Origin of the sequence: Dyadobacter frigoris (assembly GCF_005280585.1) — a bacterium.
Lineage (GTDB): Bacteria > Bacteroidota > Bacteroidia > Cytophagales > Spirosomataceae > Dyadobacter > Dyadobacter frigoris.
In genome coordinates, this window is sequence record NZ_SZVO01000025.1 from 1 (window position 1) to 22,766 (window position 22,766).

24 protein-coding genes are annotated in these 22,766 nt (G+C 41.9%); 12 read left to right on the forward strand and 12 right to left on the reverse strand.

Translation table 11 applies throughout. From position 1 onward, the window contains the following. Positions 1-747: 747 nt before the first annotated feature. The 4 genes from FDK13_RS32400 (at position 748) to FDK13_RS32415 (ending at position 3,891) form a co-directional block, all read left to right on the forward strand. Positions 748-1,731, forward strand: coding sequence for a PDDEXK nuclease domain-containing protein (locus tag FDK13_RS32400; protein WP_137344177.1), 984 nt, complete (start codon positions 748-750; stop codon positions 1,729-1,731). A gap of 99 nt (positions 1,732-1,830) precedes the next feature. Then, positions 1,831-2,268 carry a VOC family protein gene (locus tag FDK13_RS32405; RefSeq protein ID WP_137344178.1) on the forward strand — a complete coding sequence of 146 codons (438 nt, stop codon included), beginning with the start codon at positions 1,831-1,833 and terminating at the stop codon, positions 2,266-2,268. 485 nt (positions 2,269-2,753) lie between these two features. Then, positions 2,754-3,182, forward strand: coding sequence for a VOC family protein (locus tag FDK13_RS32410; RefSeq protein WP_229216316.1), 429 nt, complete (start codon positions 2,754-2,756; stop codon positions 3,180-3,182). A gap of 172 nt (positions 3,183-3,354) precedes the next feature. Further along, positions 3,355-3,891 (forward strand): glycosyl-4,4'-diaponeurosporenoate acyltransferase CrtO family protein, encoded by a 537-nt coding sequence (locus FDK13_RS32415; RefSeq protein WP_137344180.1) that lies wholly within the window; start codon positions 3,355-3,357, stop codon positions 3,889-3,891. A 14-nt stretch (positions 3,892-3,905) separates the two neighbouring features. Here FDK13_RS32415 and mgtA read toward each other — a convergent pair whose 3' ends face one another. The 3 genes from mgtA to FDK13_RS32430 form a co-directional block, all read right to left on the reverse strand. Beyond that, positions 3,906-6,455: a magnesium-translocating P-type ATPase gene (gene mgtA, locus FDK13_RS32420; protein ID WP_137344181.1), complete on the reverse strand. Its 2,550-nt coding sequence runs from the start codon at positions 6,453-6,455 to the stop codon at positions 3,906-3,908. Positions 6,456-6,490: 35 nt separating this feature from the next. Next, positions 6,491-8,473 carry a copper-translocating P-type ATPase gene (locus FDK13_RS32425; protein ID WP_137344182.1) on the reverse strand — a complete coding sequence of 661 codons (1,983 nt, stop codon included), beginning with the start codon at positions 8,471-8,473 and terminating at the stop codon, positions 6,491-6,493. Between the two features lie 566 nt (positions 8,474-9,039). Further along, positions 9,040-10,113 carry an IS110 family RNA-guided transposase gene (locus FDK13_RS32430; protein ID WP_220417484.1) on the reverse strand — a complete coding sequence of 358 codons (1,074 nt, stop codon included), beginning with the start codon at positions 10,111-10,113 and terminating at the stop codon, positions 9,040-9,042. 188 nt (positions 10,114-10,301) lie between these two features. Here FDK13_RS32430 and FDK13_RS35955 point away from each other — a divergent pair, with 188 nt between their 5' ends. The 8 genes from FDK13_RS35955 to FDK13_RS32455 all read left to right on the forward strand — a co-directional run bounded on the left by FDK13_RS35955 (position 10,302) and on the right by FDK13_RS32455 (position 15,415). Next, entirely contained in the window at positions 10,302-10,565 is a 264-nt protein-coding gene (locus tag FDK13_RS35955; protein ID WP_220417485.1) for a DUF6934 family protein, read from the forward strand. Continuing rightward, positions 10,528-10,761, forward strand: coding sequence for a DUF6934 family protein (locus tag FDK13_RS36805; RefSeq protein ID WP_374756121.1), 234 nt, complete (start codon positions 10,528-10,530; stop codon positions 10,759-10,761). The genes FDK13_RS35955 and FDK13_RS36805 overlap by 38 nt, the downstream gene beginning before the upstream one ends. Positions 10,762-10,765: 4 nt before the next feature. Then, on the forward strand, positions 10,766-10,933 hold the full coding sequence (locus FDK13_RS35635; protein WP_170982976.1) for a hypothetical protein: 168 nt from the start codon (positions 10,766-10,768) through the stop codon (positions 10,931-10,933). Between the two features lie 725 nt (positions 10,934-11,658). Then, positions 11,659-12,528, forward strand: coding sequence for a leucine-rich repeat domain-containing protein (locus FDK13_RS32440; protein WP_137344183.1), 870 nt, complete (start codon positions 11,659-11,661; stop codon positions 12,526-12,528). Between the two features lie 165 nt (positions 12,529-12,693). Further along, on the forward strand, positions 12,694-13,311 hold the full coding sequence (locus FDK13_RS32445; protein ID WP_137344184.1) for a Pr6Pr family membrane protein: 618 nt from the start codon (positions 12,694-12,696) through the stop codon (positions 13,309-13,311). Positions 13,312-13,678: 367 nt separating this feature from the next. Next, complete coding sequence (locus FDK13_RS35640; protein ID WP_170982977.1) at positions 13,679-14,035, forward strand: cytochrome c oxidase assembly factor Coa1 family protein; 357 nt, start codon at positions 13,679-13,681, stop codon at positions 14,033-14,035. Between the two features lie 13 nt (positions 14,036-14,048). Next, a complete protein-coding gene (locus tag FDK13_RS36810; protein WP_374756122.1) occupies positions 14,049-14,222 on the forward strand; it encodes a Pr6Pr family membrane protein in 174 nt (57 codons plus the stop codon). Positions 14,223-14,380: 158 nt separating this feature from the next. Continuing rightward, a complete protein-coding gene (locus tag FDK13_RS32455; RefSeq protein WP_137344186.1) occupies positions 14,381-15,415 on the forward strand; it encodes a class I fructose-bisphosphate aldolase in 1,035 nt (344 codons plus the stop codon). Positions 15,416-15,488: 73 nt separating this feature from the next. Here FDK13_RS32455 and pgm read toward each other — a convergent pair whose 3' ends face one another. The 9 genes from pgm to FDK13_RS32500 all read right to left on the reverse strand — a co-directional run bounded on the left by pgm (position 15,489) and on the right by FDK13_RS32500 (position 22,729). Next, positions 15,489-17,129, reverse strand: coding sequence for a phosphoglucomutase (alpha-D-glucose-1,6-bisphosphate-dependent) (gene pgm, locus FDK13_RS32460; protein ID WP_137344187.1), 1,641 nt, complete (start codon positions 17,127-17,129; stop codon positions 15,489-15,491). Between the two features lie 37 nt (positions 17,130-17,166). Further along, the gene (locus FDK13_RS32465) at positions 17,167-17,391 is read right to left on the reverse strand and encodes an SHOCT domain-containing protein (protein WP_137344188.1); all 225 of its coding nucleotides are present in this window, start codon (positions 17,389-17,391) and stop codon (positions 17,167-17,169) included. Positions 17,392-17,514: 123 nt separating this feature from the next. Further along, positions 17,515-18,189 (reverse strand): BON domain-containing protein, encoded by a 675-nt coding sequence (locus FDK13_RS32470; protein ID WP_137344189.1) that lies wholly within the window; start codon positions 18,187-18,189, stop codon positions 17,515-17,517. Between the two features lie 106 nt (positions 18,190-18,295). Continuing rightward, on the reverse strand, positions 18,296-18,703 hold the full coding sequence (locus FDK13_RS32475; RefSeq protein ID WP_229216317.1) for a hypothetical protein: 408 nt from the start codon (positions 18,701-18,703) through the stop codon (positions 18,296-18,298). A gap of 57 nt (positions 18,704-18,760) precedes the next feature. After that, complete coding sequence (locus tag FDK13_RS32480; RefSeq protein WP_220417487.1) at positions 18,761-19,834, reverse strand: zinc-dependent alcohol dehydrogenase family protein; 1,074 nt, start codon at positions 19,832-19,834, stop codon at positions 18,761-18,763. A gap of 7 nt (positions 19,835-19,841) precedes the next feature. Next, the gene (locus tag FDK13_RS32485; protein WP_137344190.1) at positions 19,842-20,384 is read right to left on the reverse strand and encodes an HdeD family acid-resistance protein; all 543 of its coding nucleotides are present in this window, start codon (positions 20,382-20,384) and stop codon (positions 19,842-19,844) included. A gap of 35 nt (positions 20,385-20,419) precedes the next feature. Beyond that, entirely contained in the window at positions 20,420-21,319 is a 900-nt protein-coding gene (locus FDK13_RS32490; RefSeq protein WP_137344191.1) for a DUF6544 family protein, read from the reverse strand. A gap of 43 nt (positions 21,320-21,362) precedes the next feature. Then, complete coding sequence (locus FDK13_RS32495; protein ID WP_137344192.1) at positions 21,363-21,863, reverse strand: hypothetical protein; 501 nt, start codon at positions 21,861-21,863, stop codon at positions 21,363-21,365. Positions 21,864-21,916: 53 nt separating this feature from the next. Beyond that, positions 21,917-22,729 carry a DUF1269 domain-containing protein gene (locus FDK13_RS32500; RefSeq protein ID WP_137344193.1) on the reverse strand — a complete coding sequence of 271 codons (813 nt, stop codon included), beginning with the start codon at positions 22,727-22,729 and terminating at the stop codon, positions 21,917-21,919. Positions 22,730-22,766: the final 37 nt, after the last annotated feature.

The window sequence follows — 22,766 nt, forward strand, 5'->3', positions numbered from 1 at the left end:
GTAGGCAAACGAAAGCAGAAAACGGTGTTTCAGTGTACGAGGTGCTTTGAAAAGTTTTTTACATTCCTCTTTTGACAAAACCTCAGGCAATTTCTTTTCCTTTTTAATCACGGGAAGCTTGATAGCATGCTCATCCTGACCAAATAGTCTATACCAAATCGGATCGCCGAAGCGACCTCATTCCGAATACAGTCTGCTTGAAATAGCTCTCCGAAAACCCCTCGTGTACAGACTTGCGGTACAGGTAGCCGTTGACCTCCGCAATGGATACCTCATGCGGTAACCGCATAAAGTGCAATGCAAGATGTGCCACGTTTCGACCATAATTGGTCACCAAACTCTTGCTCAACCGGTCCAGTACAACGCGCTCCTCAAACATTGAGAATGCTTCCCCGAACCCCGGAACCAAGTCTTTAGCCTTGCTAATTGTTGTTGTAAAATCTCCTTTCCTGAATGTCATAAAATGATTGATTTAATGAACTTTCAAGAAAGGATTTATTACGCTATATTGTCCCAGAGATCGGGAGCTACAGAAGGTTTAGTTCAACAGCAGTTTGGCAAAATGGCGGGTTTAGTGTTAAATTCAACGGCAGTTCATTGATTGAACTTTGGTTCAAAAATGAACATTTGTTCTTCGACTTTCACTACATAGCCAAGCTGAAAACCATTGGCAGTAATGGTATAAATCCTTCACAACGAAGAAACTACAACTTAAAAACATAAATTTGTAGCACATAGAAACAAATAATGGACAAACGGTTTACGGACATAATTCAGCTTATAAAGCAATCTCGGACAAACGCAATAAGAGCCGTTAACGCTGAACTGATTAACCTCTATTGGAATATAGGAGAATATATCAGCAAGAAAATTGAGGAATCTGAATGGGGTGACGCTATTGTAATCGAATTAGCCAAGTACCTTCAAACCAATGAACCCGAAATAAAAGGCTTCTCCGATAAGAATATTTGGAGAATGAAACAATTTTACGAGACTTACAAGGACTTTCCAAAACTCTCAACACTGTTGAGAGAAATTAGTTGGTCTCATAATTTGGCTATATTTTCAAGATGCAAGACAGCAGAAGAAAGAGAATTTTATTTGAAACTTGCCAAACAAGAAAATTACAGCTTCCGAGAACTCGACCGACAAATTTCCGCCAGCCATTTCGAGCGGACAATGATAGGTAACACAAAACTCTCAACAGCGTTGAGAGAAAGTAGTAACGACTTAACAAACACCTTCAAAGACAGTTATGTATTTGAATTTTTGAACTTATCTGAACCGCACAGCGAAAATGAGTTACAACGTGGACTTGTAAGACAGATGAAAAACTTCATACTTGAACTTGGAAAGGATTTCCTGTTCATAGGAGAAGAATACAAATTGCAAGTTGGAAACAGCGACTTTTTCATAGACCTACTTTTTTATCACCGTGGACTGCAATGCTTGGTTGCATTTGAACTCAAAGCTGACAAATTTAAGCCAGACCATTTGGGACAGCTGAACTTTTATTTGGAAGCATTAGACCGGGACGTGAAAAAACCGATTGAAAATCCAAGTATTGGAATATTGTTGTGCAAGGACAAAGACAATGAAGTTGTTGAATATTCTTTAAGCAGAAGCCTCTCTCCGACAATGGTTTCGGAGTATAAAACACAATTACCAGACAAGAAGCTTTTGCAACAAAAATTACATGAACTGTTTGACAATGAAACGGACGAGAAATAGAACGACTTCGCAAAGCGCCAAAACGTAATTTATCACCGTATTACACCACCATATTCTCAAACATTTGAAACAAAAAAACAAACCTAAAAAATAAAAATCATGGCACTTATCAATCCGCACATTAACTTCAACGGAAATGCCGAAGAAGCATTCAATTTTTACAAATCAGTATTTGGCGGGGAGTTCGCAAAGATTATACGCCTCAAAGATATATCAAGCCCTGAATTTCCGGTAGCAGAAAATGATGCAAATAAGATCATGCACATTGCTTTGCCAATTGGCAACAACGTTTTAATGGCCAATGATGTTCCGGAATTTATGGGACAAGTAAATGAAAATGAAAACAGGTCTAAGATATCGATCAGTGCAGAAAGTCGTGAAGAGGCTTACAAATTATTTAGCGGACTTTCAGCTGGCGGAAGCATTGAAGCACCTATTGGCGACAGTCCCTGGGGTTCCTATTTTGGAATGTTCAGAGACAAATTCGGTATTGAATGGATGGTGGATTTTGACCCAAAATATAGCGGAAAAGTATAGGCAAAAACAACGAAAGCCTGACAGCGGTTTGGCAAAAAAAGCAATGTTCTGCTATGACACTTTTGTTAAACAAACATCTGTGCATCTAATGAACCGCATCGGCCGATTAGCAACTACGTCGATTTACGCAAAGCTTGTAAATCCGAATTTGCATGCAGTTAAAAGTCCATTTGATACACTTTATGGCTTACGAGGCTGCACACATGGGTGGTCTGACATCCCGGTCAGCAATTATCTGTATAATTCCCCATAAAGATAAAATCCGGAATAATCTCATTCGTACAACGGTCGTATTCACCACATTTTGAGGTGAAACGCGTTTTCGTATATTTACTCCCCAAACTCTCAAAATGAGGCGAATACATATGAGTTATGCGCAACTTCGCAAGACACACTTAGAGATAAATTGAATAAAGTTTTAAACAGAGATTAGGATTTTCAATTAATAAGCAGATAAAACCATGGCAAAAAACAAATTACTAAGAATGGACAATGTCGGCATCGTCGTAGAATCCCTCGATGACGCCATCTCTTTTTTTACGGAAATAGGCCTGAAGCTCGAAGGACGAGCCACAATCGAAGGAGAATGGGCTGGTCGCGTTACCGGACTGGGTTCTCAGTCCGTAGAGATTGCTATGATGGTTACTCCTGATGGCCACAGCCGACTAGAACTTTCGAAATTTATGGCACCACCCATTATATCAGATCACCGGACTGCGCCTGTGAACGCCCTTGGTTATCTGCGTGTCATGTTCACCGTTGAAGACATTGACGAAATGGTATCCAGACTAACCAGGCATGGTGCTCAACTCGTTGGAGAAGTGGTTCAGTATGAGAACTCGTATCGACTATGCTACATTCGGGGAACCGAAGGACTTCTTATTGGATTGGCAGAAGAAATTGGTAACAAATGAGTAAAGGCAGCGCATCACAGCGGTTTGATGAATGTCGGGGTTTTGTGCCTCTATAACAGTGAAGTGCTAAATCAAACTGTTCTGCTTTGTATAAACATTTGCACTAAAAATCCCGCCCTCCGTCAATCCGAAAACCGTTGTTCCACATCTTAAAATCCAAAAAAAGTTATCTATGAAAAGAATTTTAGTTTTAGTTTTTATTGCAATAATTACAATGGGTTTAGTTTATGCCCTGGTTCACTATATCCGGATGGACGGCCTTTCATTCGCATTTGCCCTGAACTTTATGCTGATGGCATGCGTGCTGACTTTTACTGAAACATTGAAAAGCCAACTAAATTCTCCTTACTTTAATGAGAAGAGCTGGGAAATGAGAGGAAAAATATATAAGTCCCTTGGAATAAATTTTTACAGAAAATTATTAGTTTGGACTGGTTGGGAAAAACTGAACAAAAAATCCAAACCGGTAGAAAAGAATACAAACACTTTGCTGAATCTACATTATCTAACAAAACAAGATGAACTGGGGCACATCATTATTATGCTTATTGTGCTGGGATTTAATATTTTTGTAGCATTTAAGTTTGGAATTCTCAAATCGTTGTGGCTGCTGATATTAAATATCTCATTAAATATATACCCAATTTTTCTTCAAAGATACAACCGACCACGAATAGAAAGAGCCATAAATTTAAGTAAACGTAGATAATCCCGCCCAAAACCTCACCGAACCTTCCCCTCTCCCAACCTCTTGTAAAACCAATGTTTCAGTATTTCCGCACAAAACAAATACATCGTTACAATACCCAATAAAACGAAGTAAAACCTGAACGGCAACGGCCCAAATCCCAGCTGTGCGGCGAATGGAAGCCAGGGAATAAAAAGTGCGAGCAGGGCAACAAGGATAGTCGTCCCCAACAAATATTTCCCAGTTTGGCTTTTGAAAAATGGCTTCCGGGTGCGTACCACCAGCACAATCAAAGTCGCAGACACGACCGATTCGATAAACCAGCCAGTCTGGAATTCTGTCTCCCCTGCTTTGAAATAATATAAAAGCACTCCGAAAGTCAGGTAATCAAACACGGAGCTTAACAGGCCGAACACGATCATGAAACGCTTGATGAATGCGATATCCCACTTCCTTGGTTTTTTGATCCACTCCTCATCCACGGTGTCAGAGGCGATGGTCATACCCGGAAAATCCGTCATCAGGTTCGTCAGTAATATTTGCTTTGGTAAAAGCGGCAAAAACGACAAGAACAAGGATGCTCCCGCCATGCTGAACATATTGCCAAAGTTGGCACTGGTGGCCATGAAAATGTATTTCTGTGTATTGGCAAAAGTGCGCCGGCCTTCTTTTACACCTTCAATGAGCACGTTCAGGTCCTGGTCCAAAAGCACAATATCAGCAGCCTCCTTGGCTACATCTACCGCCGTATTGACAGAAATGCCCACATCAGCAGCATGCAACGCCGACGCATCATTGATACCATCTCCCATATAGCCGACCACCTTTCCGGCTTTTTTCAAAGCGAGGATAATACGCTCCTTTTGGTTCGGTTCCACTTCCGCAAAAATATCGGTTCGAAGAACCTGATGTCTTAAAGCATCGTCACTCATGTGCCTGAGATTTTCCCCCGAAAGAAACACCGCATCCTTCATACCGATCTTTTCACTCAAGCTTTTGGCCACGAGCAAATTATCTCCGGTAATGACTTTCAAGCGTATACCGAGCGTGGAAAGATGGGTTATGGTATCATTGATTCCCGGTTTAGGCGGGTCAAACAAAGTCACAAAACCTGCAAAAACCATGTTATTCTCATCCTGCTTGTGGATTGGGCCGTTATTTTCCCAGTCCCTGTATGCTACGCCCAGTGTACGGTAACCCTGCCCGCTGAAAAGCTGATAGTTTTTATTGATTATTTCTAAAACCGATGTTAGCGGCACTTTTTCTCCTTTTTCGTTCTCAGCCAGACTGCAAGCGGCAAGCACCTGGTTTACAGCACCCTTTGTGACCATCTTCACGGTGCCTTCCATTGCAACAAGCAAAGTCAATCGTTTTCTTATAAAGTCATACGGTATTTCATCCAGCCGTTGCGCCTGTTTGAACCCCGGAACATCGAATCCGGAAATGGCTTCATCAATCGGATTTTTAAATCCCTGCTGCAACCCAGCATTCACCTTAGCCAGCGACATGATTTTCGGGCTCTCTACGCCAAAACAATCCGTTCCCTGATAAACTTTCACCTTCCCTTCCGTGAGTGTTCCTGTCTTATCCGAGCACAAAACGTCCATGCTGCCAAAATTCTCGATGGAACTCAATCTTTTGACAATGACATTTTTCTTTGCCATCTTTCTGGCTCCCTGTGATAGATTCACTGTAATGATCGCAGGCAGTAACTGAGGTGTTAGCCCGACTGCGATGGCGAGGGTAAACAAAAATGAATCCAGTATAGGCTTATGCAGAAACACATTAATTCCAAAAATAACAAGAACCAGAAGCATCGTGATCTGCATAAGAAAATACCCGAACTTTTTAATTCCGATCTCAAATTCGGTCAAAGGGATCCTGTTTTTCAGGCTTAGACTGATGTTTCCAAAACCGGTGGAAGTTCCTGTTAGCATCACCAATACGCGAGCCGAGCCACTCACCACATGCGAACCCATGAAAACGGAATTGGAACGTTTAGCCATCACCGTTTCAGCTGGCAAAACGCCCGGCATCTTATCCACCGGAAAAGTTTCTCCGGTAAATGCAGCTTCGTCTACAAACAATTCGTTGGACTCGATGATCAGACAATCCGCAGGAACCACATCACCGGCATCAAGCACAACAATATCGCCAGGCACAATTTCTTCAACCGGGATTTCTTTTTCGGTTTGATCGCGAACAACAGCTGCCGTAATGCGCACCATCGCCAGAAGCTGAGCGACTGCACTTCCGGCGGCCCTTTCCTGCCAAAAACCAAGACCGCTGCTGATCAGAACAATAACAAAAATGATCACCGCGTTGGTATGATCATGCAAAAAATAAGACAAAGCGGCCGCAAGCAGCAGGATAATCGTGATCGGACTTTTAAACTGGTTTAGAAACAGTAAAAGATCTGTCTGGTGGTCTGCCGAGGTGATGCTATTGGCTCCATATTGTTTCCTGCGCTGATTTATATCTTTTCCCGCAAGTCCGGTCCGCGCGGAATTTATTTGTTTAAAAGCCGCGTTCAGGTCCAGTGACCAGAACGCAACGTCCCGATTTTCGCTTACTATATTTTTCATTTCAAATGATGATGATCAAAACCAGACACGCTTCCTTATTTCACTTTCAACATACTTGCATTAATTGCGACCACAATGGTACTCAAAGCCATCAAAGCAGCGCCTACTGCGGGATTTAACAAAATACCCCAGCGGTACAGAACACCGGCAGCCAACGGCAAGGCAACGATGTTATAGGCAGTAGCCCAAATTAAATTCTGAATCATTTTTCGGTGTGTTGCTTTACCAAATAAAATGAGGCTGACAATGTCTTTGGGGTTGCTGTTTACCAGCACAATGCCAGCTGTTTCGGCTGCAATATCGCTGCCGCTGCCTACGGCAATACCGATATCGGCTTGCGCCAAAGCCGGCGCGTCGTTTACACCATCACCTGTCATGGCAACAAACTCCCCGTTTTTTTGAAGCTCCTTTATTTTTTCAAGCTTCTGATCCGGCAGGACTTCGGCCGTAAAACTGTCCATGCCCAGGGTTTCACTCACACTTTTAGCAACCTTAGCATTATCACCGGTCAATAAAATAGACTTGATATTATTTTCTTTCAATGTCCTGATCGCAGCTGCCGATTCCGGCCGAATCTGATCAGAAAGGGCGATATATCCTGCCAGCTCGTTATCGATTATCAAAAAAACAACGGTTTCCGTATCATTGACTTTCAGGTCTTTGACCGTGATGTTATTTACCTTCAAATACCCCGGACTAACGACACGCATGGTTTTGCCTTCAACCGTTGCCTCGATACCCTGGCCGGTGATGGCATTGAAATTTTCAGCTGATGGAATATTCACGGAAAGTTCTTTCGCTTTTTCCAAAATACCGGTGGCAATGGGATGCTCTGATTTTTGCTCCAATGCAGCCGACAGGCGAATGATCTCATTTTCAGTCATCTCCTTTTTGACAGGAACAACTTTTGAAACCTCAAATTTACCAATGGTCAGTGTGCCTGTTTTATCAAATACGACGGTGGTAATTTTCCGGGCATTTTCAAATGCCGACCTGTTTTTAATTAACAGACCGTTTTTTGCAGCCAGCGAAGTCGATCTGGCCACCACCAGCGGTACAGCCAGACCGAGGGCGTGGGGACAGCAGATCACGATGACCGTCACCATACGTTCTATGGCAAAAGCAAGATTATGTCCGCTTAAATACCAATACAGAAATGTGACAATGCCTGTACCGAGGGCGATAAAAGTGAGCCATTTTGCGGCGGTGTCTGCAAGCAGCTGTGTTTGGGATTTGGCTTTCTGCGCATCATCCACGAGCTTGATCACCTTGGAGAGGTACGAATCTTTGGCTGCGTGGGACACCGTTACTTGTATTGAACCATTCCCGTTGATAGAACCCGCAATCACCTTATCTCCGTTTATTTTTTTCACCGGTTTCGATTCGCCAGTCAGCATCGACTCGTTCAGATAGCTTTCTCCTTTTGAAATCACACCATCGGCCGCTATTCTTTCACCGGGCTTTACAAGAATAATATCATGCTGCTGAAGTGTATCCGTTTTTACATCCTGCACCACATCACCAACCATCCTATGGGCATCAGACGGCATCAACTGCACCAGTAATTCAAGCTCTTTTGATGCACCGGCGATAGACTTCATTTCAATCCAATGCCCCAGCAGCATCACCAGTATCAGCGTTGCCAGTTCCCAGTAAAAGTCCATGCCGCGCAGACCAAAAACCGTTGCTGTACTGTACAAATACGATACCGTAATGGCAAAACCGATCAGCGTCATCATGCCCGGATTTTTTTCTCTCAGCTCACTGACCAGCCCTTTTAAAAATGGCCGACCTCCGTAAAAAAAGACAACAGTTGACAAAACGCAAAGGATGTAGGATGAGCCTGCAAACTGCCAGTTTACACCCATGAACTGCTGTATCATCGGTGAGAGCAACATGATGGGCAGCGTAAGCACTAAAACGACATAAAAGCGCTTTTTAAAATCTGCAATCATCATCGAATGATGATCCGCCCCGCCCATGTCGTGCATTGGCATTTTATGCATGGAATGTTCCATATTGTGGTGATTTGTTTTAGACTAAGGAATGGTTAAACCCTTGTGCAAAAGTGGTTAAAATTGCTGTGACAGCCTAAGCGACCACCGAATCTGCAAAGATGAAATTCACGAGCGCCGGAAGTGTTATATGGCGGGTGGAATAAGTTATATAAATCACATGTTGGAAGGGGCAACGGCTTGTCGAATTTCGAAAAAAAGGTTGGCAGATTGATGGGTGGGAGTTCTTAGGGGGTATGAGGCGGTAGAAATTCGGAAAAGCGCTACTGGTATTTTTAAGATAAATAAAGGGAGTGCTAGAAGACTTTCGTATATTACGGAGGGGGGCATAATTCTTTTACAAACGTTCGTCACAAACTCAGTTAAGATTTTTTTTGTAAATTTCCTCTATAAATGTCATGACAAAAGCTATCCATCCCCAGCTAATAAACGGGGTTTAAAATAATTTCCTCTGCGAGCTTTCAGCTCAAACGCAATTTCTTGCCAGTACGACCCTGAATGCCAGTTTGAATAACGGGGTTCTCCCACCACAAATTTAAGGGCCTTAGTGTCGTACAGGTTTTACCACCCTATGCAGCAATTGCTACGTAGGGTTGTTTCTTTTCCAGAATATGCCATATGACGACCAGTATTTTTCTGGCATTGGCAATAAGTGCCTTATTATGGTTCATCCGCTTTTTGAGGGTATTATACCTTACACAAAACCGGCTGGATTTTGTACGACTGGCTCCCCAGGCGCATTGCACCAGCATCACCCTGAGATATTTGTTGCCATGCAGCGTTTTCCTGCCTTTGATCTTACCCGCACTTTCGTCGTTACGCGGTCTAAGTCCGGCCCATCCTACCAGGGATGAAGCTGTCAGAAAAGCTTTCATGTCCACACCTACCTCGGCTATAATGCTGGCGGCGCTGTGCTCCTTGATACCTGGTATAGTCTGCAACAGATCCATTTGCTGGCAATAGTATTGCCGGCAAAGCTCTAAGAGCTTTTGCTTACAATCACTCAACTGTTTTTCAAAGAATTCCATCTCAGCAAAACCCATCGCGAGCATATCCGTATCTACCTGTGATATGATGCCTGTAAGCGAATCCTTTATGCAGTCTATTCCATGCTTATTGGTGATCCTGCCATGCACTAGTTTCACCAGTTGCTGTGGGTCATGATTACCCTCTGAGAGGGCCTTGATCACTTTTCGCATCGACTTGCCACCAATGTTGGACAAATAGTTGCTCAGCCGGATATTACACCGCTGCAAAATTAAATCCATTCCTTGTTCGGCACGCTGTAAATGCCGGTTCAGATAGAATATCTTCCGGTTATAGTGCCGAAGTTGCTGAATTTGATCATCAGGGATGAAGCTGGATTTGATTAATCCCTTTTGCAGTACAATAGCAATCCAGTGCGCATCTTTTACATCCGTTTTTCGCCCGGGAAGCTGACGGATAAAGTAGGGATTTACCAACTTTACATCAAATTCAGATTCCAGAACACGCCATACCGGAACCCAGTAGATACTGGTGCTTTCCAGGGCTACTTCCTTCACATGATGCAGGCACAGCTGCTGACGCAAACGTTCAAGCTCAGGAGTTAAAGTGCCGAACTTCTCTTCAAACTTCTCACCAGAATCTGTTAATATGCACATAAAGACACTATCGCAGCGGCGAACCGTCTTTGTGTACGTCAAGGCCACAAAATCCTTCCATAATTGTTTGGTTTTTGGTACATCACTATAACGCTTTTGGTGGTGATTCTGTGGCCCATTTTTATTCAACGCGATTATAAATCTCGTTTTTATGTTAGTTTGAACTGAAATTTTAAAACGACGAGTAAATGAAATTGCCTAAATACCCATTGGCTTCAAGCGACAAAATGATGACCTTTCAGTTTGTAAGCGACGGAAATAAAGGGCTTATTCATAAACTTGTCAAATATCAACCAACCAACTTGAAGGGCCTGTACAATCTTGCATTTGGCGACAAAGACCTCGAAACCGGAGAAATTGATGATAAAGTAATTTCAAACAATGGAGATAGCGAAAAAATTTTGGCGACAGTAGTTGCGGACAGTTTATGCATTTACCGACAAATATCCTGATGCCTGGATTTATGCAACGGGGAGCACAAAAGCAAGAACAAGACTTTACAAAATGGGAATTTCAAAATTTTTGGAAGAAGTGACATCAGATTTTGAAGTGCTTGGGGAACTAAATGATGATTGGGAAACTTTTAAATCCGATATTGAATATGAAGGTTTTTTGGTAAGACGAAAAATAGAAATAGTAAAAAAATAGAAATATGAAAGTGACAGACGAATTAAAAAAGAGAAAAACTCCAATCGTAAGGGTTGACAAATCGTTGGACAAGTTTGACGACAAAGTATTGTTTCCGGAAAAACTTGAAAAGGCAAACGAAATGCTGAAAAAGATTGGATTACCAAAACAGTGGACTACCAAACAAGTATAGAAAAAGTACCATTATTAACAAATAGGGCTTATACTGGGCGTAGCCGAAATATTGGCACTTCGACCGAGCTCAACACATGCGCTTCGGTAGCTGTTTCCATTTGGGTTTCAATATGGCATGAATATTTCAGGTATAGCGGACTGCCACGTGAATTTATCATTGTCTGCCAAGATTTCCCAATACCCCCTACATTCCAACTACTTATTATCATTTTACGCAGACCTACAAAGAAGTAAAGGTAAATGCTAGCCGTTGTTCCTTAGACAAAATGAGTCGGAATGATCTGACACAAAATGCCGGTAGTGAACTCTGCAAACTATGGAACAGGTTGCCGTGAGATGCTTTATGTGGCCAAATATTGCATTGCGAATTTCCCTTTCTGAGACAATCTCCTTCTGCCAAAAATCCTCAAAACTACCACGACAGCCTAAGCGATCACCGAGCATGCAAAGATGAAAATCACTAGAGTGGGAAGTGCTATATGGCGGGTGGAATAAGTTATATAAATCACATGCTGGAAGTGTATTCGGTCTGTTGAATTTGGGAAAGGAATGGTAGATTTATGGGGGGAAGTTCTTATGGGGTAGAAGGTTGGGGAGGTTTAATATTCTTATTGGTGTTTTTATATTGATCGTTGGTATGTTTAAAACAAACTTAAATACAAGAAGTGCTGCGAAAGTTTGATATATTACTTAGTCAGCGGCAATAGCGACACTATAAAGGCAATGAAACATCACTTTGGCGATTTTTTAGACAGGACAGGCGACTATTGGACGACAGTTCCAAATAGAGAAAGATTTGCGTTTATTGCAGACTTTGAAATTGCCAACAAAAACGATGTAAAAATTCTAACGATTAATAAACATCAAAAACAAGAACATTGGGAACAGGTTTTTGAATGTCTAAATCTTGAAGAATTAACCTTGCACGACCCAAGCAAAGAACAAGTTCAAGCAATTCGTAAATTGACGAAGCTCAAACGAATTAGAGTAACATTTTTTCGAGCAACAGACATAGAATTTCTTGGCGACTTAACAAATATAGAAGAAATTATACTGGAATATGTTTCTGGCTTTTCGGACTTGACACCATTACTTAAATTGACAAAATTAAAATCAATGCATTTTGAAAACCTTCGCAGAGTTTCAAATTTTGACGGGTTAAAAGGACTTGATAGTTTGAGGTACTTACATATTGATGGCACACTCGACTGGAATCAACCAATTGAAAATTTTGAATTTTTGAAAGGACTTCCGAACCTTGAAGTTTTCTCATTAGGCTTTATTATTAACAAGACAGAATTTCCTGCATTTCTACCAATTTTGCATCTGAATAAATTACAGAAAATTAAAATTGGACGGGCAACATTTAAAACTAATGAATATGCATTTCTTCAAACTGCTATACCCAACGTTGAAGGATGTTCGTGGGACTTATGTTGGGACTATCAAAACAATTTTGAATTTTTAGGTAAACGAGCAGGATTCGTAAAAAAGAATAGTCCAATCGTGAAAGATCGTTGCGACGAATTTATTAAACAGTATAACCAAATGAAAAAGGAAGCAATGGCAATTATCAAAAGCTACTGTGGCTAAGATTGCATTGGCATCATAGGGGCTGACGAACATAGGCTCAACTTTTGTAATTCTATCGCACCGATGACCCGGTTATCCTTGGTGCAAGCATTGGGCTGACGAGCCTTGATTTCTCTACTTCGATATATTCAAAAATCCAGCAAAAACCTCAAAACGCCCACCCCCATGAAAACCACCCTATCAACCCTCTTCGCCACCATCGCCTGGCTCGCCGTTTTGACACAGTATTATTTAATGATAGAAAACAGGGTTGCTTCGATTTTTGAAACGACAATCCGCTTCTTCAGTTTCTTTACCATTTTGACAAATTTACTGGTCGCTATCTATTTCACCTTGTCTTTGATCAGGAAAAAAAATGGCTCTTTGTCAATCATTCATAAGCCGGGGACTTTAACTGCCGTCACCGTTTACATCACGATTGTAGGACTTGTTTACCAGATCATTTTACGTCCTATCTGGGATCCAAAGGGCTTGCAAATGATTGTGAATGAATTACTTCATTCGGTCATACCCGTCCTCGTTATTATTTTCTGGTATTTGTACGAAGAAAAAATTCCGGTAACCTATCAACAGATACCGAAATGGTTGATCTACCCGCTTATTTACCTGATCTATATTTTAATCCGGGGAGATTTTTCTAATTTTTACCCTTATCCATTTGTTGACGTAGCAAGTCTCGGTTTATCAAAAGTATTAACCAACAGCGCAGGGCTCATCGTATTATTTATTTGTATATCAGCCTTATATATCAAACTTGGAAAAACCGTCATGAACAAAAAATGAGAACGCCAGCTACCGACAGCACATTTTTTATAGGCGAAGTTTCCTGCTCCGCAGACAGTTTCGTGGTTATGAAAGTTCAGTTCTCAGAACGAACATTTGTGTTAAAAAGCACTTTTAACATTAAGGATACTCAACAATATTTATGACTGGACAAGTAAACCACAAACCGCTGATATTGATAGGTTGTTTAATATGGATAGCGTCATTTTTCGGAGAAGCATTTTTATATCAACCTTATTCAACAGTTGGAATTGTAATTTCTCCGATTTTGACACTTATCGGACTTTTTCATTGGTTCAAGTTTTATAAATTAACGAGAGGGCATTATCCAAAATTTTTGACCGCTTTAAGAGAAAATCAAATTAGAATGAGAAAAAATCCTTTTGCAGGAATGGAATTTATGTTTAAGCATATTTTAGAATTCTGGACTTTTTCAATTCTATTCTGGATGACACTTGTTCTGATTATGGTTCTGACGTTTAGAGAATCTGAGGCATTTGAGGCGACGAAAAGATATTGCGAAAATGATAGAGAAATTTTATCAAAAACAGGTAAAGTTAGGTACTTTGGCATTTTAATTGGAGGAGAAATTTCAACAAAAGGTGAAAGTGGCAGTGCAGACCTTTCATTTACAATTGTTGGCGAAAAAGGTAATTTCTCATCAAACTCTCAGCTGACAAAATCGAATGACGAGTGGACGGTCGACAATTTGACAGTCCGATGAATAAATTTACCTGATCTATATTTTAATCCGGGGAGATTTTTCTAATTTTTACCCTTATCCATTTGTTGACGCAGGAAGTCTCGGTTTATCAAAAGTATTAACCAACAGCGCCGGGCTCATCGTATTATTTATTTGTATATCAGCTTTATATATCAAACTTGGAAAAACCATCATGAACAGGAAATGAGAGAGCAGACAGTTTTATGGTTACAGAAAGTTCGGTGCTATGCCTGAATAGCGGCGGCGAACAGAATTTGAGTTAAAAAGCACACCAAATCCCATAAATCAAATTCCTTTTCCGCAGAAGAACAATTCAAAATGACTCAACAGTAATCAAAAGCGGATATGAATGATAAACTGGAAACTGTACTGAGCAATACAGCCCGCACTTTAATGGCCGATGGAAAGGGCCTGCTCGCCATGGACGAAAGTTCACCGACGAGTAACAAACGATTTGCACTATACGATATCGCTCAAACACCAGAGAACCGTCGAGATTACAGGGAGCTGCTTGCCACCACACCAGGTCTGGGAGAGTATATCAGCGGTGCCATTTTGTATGAAGAAACGGTTCGCCAGCTGACGTCAAAAGATGAAAGTTTTATTGACGTATTAGACCGCGCCGGCATCATTCCGGGAATAAAACTAGATACAGGTACGACCGATCTGGCCAATTTTCCGGGTGAAAAAATCACGGAAGGACTCGATGGATTACCCGCCAGGCTGATCGGTTTTGCAAGCCTGGGGCTACGTTTTGCAAAATGGCGGGTCGTTTTTTCGATTGGCGAAGGAATTCCTACGGACGAATGTATCCATGCAAATACGCAATCACTGGCCAGATATGCCGCTTTATGTCAGCAGGCCGGACTGGTCCCGATCGTAGAGCCGGAAGTGCTGATGGATGGAAATCATAGCTTGGCAACATGCTTTGAGGTTACGGAAAGGGTACTGAAAAGCCTGTTTTATGAATTATACAAACAACGGGTTTTGCTTGAAGGAATCATCCTGAAACCTAATATGGTCCTGCCTGGGCTTGCCTGTGCGAAGCAGAATAGCAATGAAGAAATAGCTGACACTACGGTAAAATGCCTTCTGCGCAGTGTTCCCGCCGCAGTGCCCGGAATTGCCTTTTTATCGGGAGGACAAAGTAGCGAATTAGCCACTGAAAGGCTGAATCAGATGAATTTAAAATATGGCTCCAAACTGCCATGGCCAGTGACATTTTCTTTTTCAAGGGCTATACAACTTCCCGCGTTGGAATGTTGGAAAGGTCAGTCCGAAAATACGGTGGCAGCCCAGAAAATACTGCTCTATAAGGCCCAATGCAATAGCCTGGCACGGAAAGGCCAGTATGTCATGGATCCGAAAACCCCGGTATAGACCTCTAAATGCTCACTTGACATATCAGAAAATATAGTGTCAAATACCGCCATCTGAAATTAATGCAAAGCAATTATTTCAAAACATTATCGACCATGATCTGCGCTTCTGCCAGAATCTGTTTTAAATGTTCTTCACCTACAAAACTTTCTGCGTATATCTTATAAATTTGCTCGGTACCAGAAGGCCGGGCGGCAAACCATCCATTTTCGGTGCTCACTTTCAGTCCACCAATAGAGGCTCCGTTGCCTGGTGCGTTGGTAATCACTGAAGTAATTTTTTCGCCAGCCAACTGCTTCTGATCAAACTGGCTCGTGGAAACCTTGCTCAGGAGCTGTTTTTGAGCAGTTGTTGCAGCTGCTTCAATACGGTCATAATAAGACGTTCCTAGTTCTCTGCTCAGTTCATTATAAATTTCGCCCGGATCTTGTTTTGTCACGGCCAGAATTTCGGCCGATAAGAGCGCAGCGATTATTCCATCTTTGTCTGTTGTCCACACTTCACGATTTATCCGGGCAAAGGAAGCTCCGGCACTTTCTTCACCGCAAAAGCCAAGTGAACCATCCAGCAACCCATCCGCATACCATTTGAAACCAACAGGGACTTCGTATACTTTTCTTCTAAGTCTTGCCGAAACCCGGTCTATCATCTGGCTGCTTACCACCGTTTTACCCACCATCGATTCCGCCGACCAAAGCGGTCTGTTTTTAAAAAGGTAATCAATCATTACCGACAGATAATGGTTGGGAGGCAGCAGTCCAGACTTGCCGGTAACAATTCCATGCCGGTCGTAATCCGTATCGCAGGCGATTGAAATGTCGAATTTATTTTTTAATCCGATCAGGTTTTGCATGGCATACTCAGATGAAGGATCCATCCGTATCTGTCCGTCCCAGTCAACGGGCATAAAAGCGAAGGTCGGATCTGCCCACTGGTTAAAAACCGTCAGGTTCAAACCGTAGCGTTTGGCAATCGGTTCCCAGTAATGCATGCCCGCCCCACCCAGCGCGTCGACCCCAATTTTTAACCCAGAACCTGAAATAGCCTCCATATTGATGATATTATGCAGATCATCAACGTATGTATTCAGATAGTCATAACGATGTGTAGAAGAAATATGCAGTGCCCGGGCAAGAGAAATTCTTTTTACACCTTTCAGTTTAGCACTGAGCATTTCGTTTGCTTTGTTTTCTATCCAGGCCGTTGCGGTGTCGGGGGCCGGGCCGCCAGACGGTGGATTGTATTTAAATCCGCCGTCACCAGGTGGGTTATGCGAGGGAGTTATAATAATTCCGTCTGCAAAACCCGAAGTGCGGCCTTTGTTATAGGTGAGAATGGCGTGGGAAACGGCGGGCGTTGGCGTGAATTCATCGTCCTTTGAAATCATGATCTGCACGCCGTTCGCAGCCAAAACTTCCAGGGCCGTAGAAAATGCCGGAACAGACAAAGCATGCGTATCCATTCCCATAAACAAAGGCCCATCCGTTTTTTGCCCGACACGGAACATACAGATCGCCTGGCAAATAGCCAGAATATGCCATTCGTTAAATGTGTTCTTCAAAGAAGTGCCCCTGTGCCCGGAAGTACCGAAAACAACTTTTTCTTCCTGATTTTCAGCGTCCGGAATTCCTGTATAAAAGGCAGCAACAAGCCCTGGAATGTTGGTCAACATCCAGGGCCCGGCAGGTTTTCCAGCAAACGAACTGATTTTCAAGGTGATGAAGTTTTGATTTTTCGACACATAATAGTTCTTATTTAACCAGATCGTTCGTCAGGATCAATTTTGCCTCCTGATATTCCGCGTTGGTTATTTTCCCGGCTGCAAACCTTTTTTGCAGAATATCAAGCGGAGAATCCTTAGTTCTTCTTTGACCCGGAATATCATAAGGCGTGGCAAATATCCAAAAAAGCATTATCATCCAGACAACCCACCAGAACATGTGCATTCCCCAGAAACTATATTCATTGTAAAACATATAGGTTGATGTTAAGTAGCTATTGGCCGCACGGCGGACCGCAATTAGCTCAATAACCAGACGATTAATAAGTTACTTAAATAAATAGTATGAATAAGAGGATTTCCCCTCCTATTCACCAATTTAATCTGCGAGCGAATAATCGTACTCCACGAGCAGCTCGTTGTTGACTGTCACAACTCCGGGAGCATTCCAGGCAATACGGCCGGCTTCCTCTTTCTGATACCAGGAATCAACATCGCCGGTTAAGGTCACCTTTGTGCCATCTACCTTGACATGAATATTCTGTTCTTTGATGGACCAGTTCCGCGCCAGAGCACTTTCTATACCCATTTTCTCGATCTCATCATGTGTTTCAGATTTGATCGTGATCAGGTTGGATACGCCTTTTATGCCTGCAAGTTTTTTAATGAGCCTTTCAGCTGCTTCTCTCTGGTAATTCCAGTTGAGTTCTCCTTCCAGGGTAATCCAGCCATTTTCAACTTTTACCTTTACTTTGTCGTTGGGAATTTCCCAGTTCCATTTGTAAGCGTTCAATACTTCATTGACCAGATCGTTGTCATCACGGTCGTACAGATTGCTATATGTTTTGATCTCAATTTGTTCAACCACTACTTTTACGCCTGTAACTCTTTTAGCAGCAGCTTCAGCTTCTGATTTTTTGGCGTAACTGTCAACTGTTCCGGAAAGCGTGATAACGCCATCTTTTGCGGTAACGCCTATTTCGGCAGCTTTCAATAATGGTTCCCATTTGATAGCATCCTGAACGTCTTTCTGCAAATCTTCGTTGGTTTTCATAATCTTTGTAGTTATAGTTAATTGTGTTATTACTTAGGTAAAGGTCAGTAAAGTCAGGGCTGATAACTTACATTCTTCCGGTTAAGAGTTGTATCAATCACTGTTTTCAACGCGTCTTTTGTGGATGATCCCGCCGCTGTTCCAACGCTTTGATTTCAGTTTTTTCCCATTTAATATCCTGACGGACAAGGCCAAACAAACTCATATATATATTGGCTATCCATACCAATGAAAATCCTGCTATCAGATAACCCTTCCAGTCTGTCATCAATAAATGATAATCCGTTAAAAAAATAAAAAAGATGGTGACGTAGTGGCTGAAACAATACTCACAGGTAAACAGATAGAAGAATTTACGCTCCAGCAAAGTTTTACCAGAAATGCTTCTTTTCAGGCAATATTCCCTGGGTTCACGAAAAACCTCCTCATGGGTTACTGTCCATGCGATACAGGCAATTGGAATTGCCAGAAAAAACAGCCACAGAATCTGTAAGTGGATTGTCAAAATATTCATAGATAAGTTTGAGAAGCGTTATTTTGAAAATGAAAATTGGTAAGCAAAACAAACGATTTACATCACCAATACTGCCGCTCCTTGTATGCTGCCATTGCGCAGATCAGCCAAAGCCTCATTGGCTTTTTCCAGATTATATAACGTTGTTTTCGTTTTGATCTTCACCTTAGAAGCAAGCGTTAGAAATTCACTGGCATCTTTTCGGGTCAGATTCGCAACCGAGCGCAGCGTTCTTTCACCCCAAAGGATTTCGTAAGGAAATGATGGAATATCACTCATGTGAATGCCTCCGCAAACAACACACCCACCTTTATCTACATCCCTGAGGGCTTTTGGGATCAACTCGCCTGCCGGGGCAAAAATGATGGCCGCATCAAGCTGGATAGGAAGAAGTGAGCTGGAATTTCCCGACCATGCAGCGCCAAGGTCCATTGCAAACGATTGTGACTTTGAATCGCCATCCCTTGTGAAAGCGTAAATTTTCTTTCCCTCATAGTTAGCAACCTGTGTGAGGATATGGGCTGCTGCACCGAAACCGTAAATTCCGATATTTTCTGCGTGCTTTCCGGTCATGTTATAAGACCGGTATCCAATCAACCCGGCACACATCAGCGGAGCACCTGACGGATTAGCATATACGGGATCGATTTTGAAACAAAAATTTTCGACCGCTACGGTATATTCTGCAAATCCGCCGTCCATGGTGTAACCTGTAAAGAGGGCATTTTCGCAAAGATTTTCCTGGTCTTTCAAACAATAACGACAGTATCCGCAGGTATAGCCCAGCCAGGGAATACCCACCAGATCTCCGGGTTTTAACATTGAAACATGACTGCCTGTTTGTACTACGGTGCCAATGATTTCATGTCCCGGAATCAAAGACAGTTTTGGATGCTGCAATTCACTGTCCATAATATGAAGGTCAGTCCGGCAGACCCCACAGGCAATGATTTTAACCAGGACCTGATCTGCAGAAGGCATTGGAAGTGGAAGTGTTTTACTGACAAGCGGCTCACCTTGTATTTCCATGACCATGGCCCGCATTGTTGTTGGCAATGACAGCTCACTGTTTTCCCCGGCATCAATATCCTCAGCACTGGCGCGAACGAATGGATTTGGAAGATTAATCATAACGCGATCATTTGAATTTAAATCCTAAAACCAACCTGAAAATACCAATGACAAGGAAAGCCAAACCGGTAAATGTCACGATGGTCATTCCAGCAAAAACAGGGTTGCGCAATAACATAAAGGAAAAGATCAACCCTCCTATGCCCAAAAATAACAGCCAGCCCCAACCTTTTATCCCGCTGAATTGAAAAGACACGCCAATGGCCATCATCGAACGGAACATTAATCCAAAGCCGACGTAAAATGGTAATATCCCGGCCGTAATCAACGGATTAGATATCAGCATAATGCCCAATAGGAGATCAAAAATACCACCTGCCAGTACCCAGCCGCGGTTACTGGATTTTTGGCTGGAAGCTGCCGAAAAAATCTCAAAAATACCGTTAACCAGGAAGGTGATACTGAAAATGACAGACAAAGCCAGGTAACTTTCTGCCGGTGTGATCAGTACCCAAATGCCGATCAGGATAAACAGGAACCCCAGTAAAAAGGATATCCAGCCAGGTTTAATGGTGTACGGTGCTTGGGTAGTAACTTGGGATGTTTCCATGATTATTTTTTTGAAAAAAAATTGATTTTTACTGTCTAATCTGTGTCTTGACAATTGTATTTTACGCTGATGAGCCTGAAAGTGCCATAACATAAATCCTTGTCCGGATAACTGTAAATGGTTTCTGCATTTTGCATCAATTTGTATCCATTTATTTGCTGGTAATCTTTCAGCGGCGTTGCCCAGGGTAATTGTTTTCCCGCATCAGCGGAGTAACGGTCCTGGGAAATAAAGTTGATCAGCGCACCTTCCTCGTTAAAATACAACCACGCAGAAACGGTGATGTGGTTATTAGTAAATGATGCCTTTACTTTACTGCCCTCAACCGTAAGCCACTTTATTCGCTTATCGATCAGTGTGGCCGGTGCCAAACAGCACATATCATTGAAAAAGGTGACCGTCTCAGACAAATCCATTTCCGGACCATCCTGATACTGAACTTTAAACAGCGATAGCAGCCTGATATCCATCGAAGCACTCCCGTTCTTAAAGCAGTGATAACCGGCAACAGGCAGGTTTTTCATTACTGCTTGCATAAAAAACAGCCTGGTTGGCGTCTGCATAAAATTATACTGCCGGGATGTAAAAGGCATCCAGTCCGACTGCTCGTTCTTTCTGATCTTTCCGGTAAATTCTATTTTGAAGTTGTTTACTTTGAACTTGCCAACCGAGCCGGTAAAACGTAGATATTCCCTTACCAATTCCGGTAAATGTCCCATGTCCTTTTCTGTCAATACAGAATTTTCAAAATAAGCTGTTTGCAGCAAACCGGTTTTTACATCACTTTGATATTTGTTATAATAATCAGCCTTAGCATATCTTATAATGACTACGATTAGAATGATCACATTCACAAGGGTAAGAAACTTCGCTTCCTGCCAAAAGTATATGATCAGAATCTGAAAAATTATCGATACAAAAAATGCTATTCTCATTATTAACTATTTTCAACTGTGTAAACTTTCTTGCCCCAAATGATTACTTCACATTATCCTTGAACAAATCCTTTACTGCGCCTCCAAGCTCATTCATGTCATGCTTGAACTCCCGCTGGAAAGATTCATTTTTGGTCTCCACCGATGCGTCAAACTTATCTATGCTTGCTTCAAATTCAGCATTTTTCGTTTCCAGCTTCCGCTTTTGACTGTCCAACTTTTGCTCTACATTTTTTAAGTCAGCTGTAAGCTTTATCTTTTCTTTCTTGTTGGCTTTCTGAATTTTTTCTTTGAATCTTGTCGTCTGGTTTTGCATCGCCACAATTTCACTATCGGACTCCATCTTGAAGTTTTGCCAATCTGATTTAGCTTTTAATTTTGCTTCGTCGTTGGCATCTACGGCTGCTTCTTTCAAATCTTTATTAGCCTCTTTCAGATTTTTATCCGCATCTTTCATATCCTTTTTGGACGCATCACCGCAGCTCATGATCAATGACATCGTAAAAATTCCTGTTGCAAACAGGATACTTTTTGAATTTTTCATTTTTGTTTTGATTTTAAAGGATGTAAAACTTAGTGGTTTTTCCAGTACATGTTTTAAACAAGGGCCTCAATCAGCTCCCTGTTTAGTTTGGTAAGTTTATCTTCTTGCCTGGAAATTCGTCTTTTGATTAGATTTACCTCTGCCTGCCTGGCGCTTTCACTCACATGAGCCCCAAATGCTTCTATATTTGATTTCATATCACCGACTGTTTCCTTGGTTTTATCCTCGATTCGATTCAGCACTTTTTCACCTTTCTTCTCGCAATCGGAGATTTTGATTTTTCTCTTCTCTTTCAGCGCAGCTATTTTATTTTCAGCCTTTTGCTTGACTTCCCCCGCTGATTGTTTCAGTTCTGCCCTACCTTCTGCAATTTCATCATCAAGCTCATCTATTTTTTCGTTTACAAAATGCCCATATGCGAAATCAACATCGCTTCTGCTTACGACAGCACCCAATTTTTTCATGGCTTGATCGACGATTAAATTACTGTCATCGTCAACCTCCGCAATAATAGAAACGGTACCTGCGCTTACCCCGCTTTCCAGCTTCGATATAAAGTCTGCTTCAAAATTATCTTCACGGATCTCCGAAACCAAACCGATTGCACCACCTGTATACAATCCGATTACAAAACCCAATGGACCAGCCAATATTCCAAACAAGCTTCCAACCGCCATTCCAGTCAGCGTTTGCCATCCCTGAAAACCATCCTGATTTAGTATTTCGTACTGCCCGTTTTCTTTTTTGCGGACCATGGTCTTTTCATAAATGGTAATCTCCCCGAAAGATTCCAACTCACTTAGTTTATCCAAAGCTTGAATAGCTTTTGTTTCCTGAGTAAAAGAAACGACAATAATTTGTGACATTTTCTTATTAATTAAGTTGTTTTCCAATCGTTTGTAA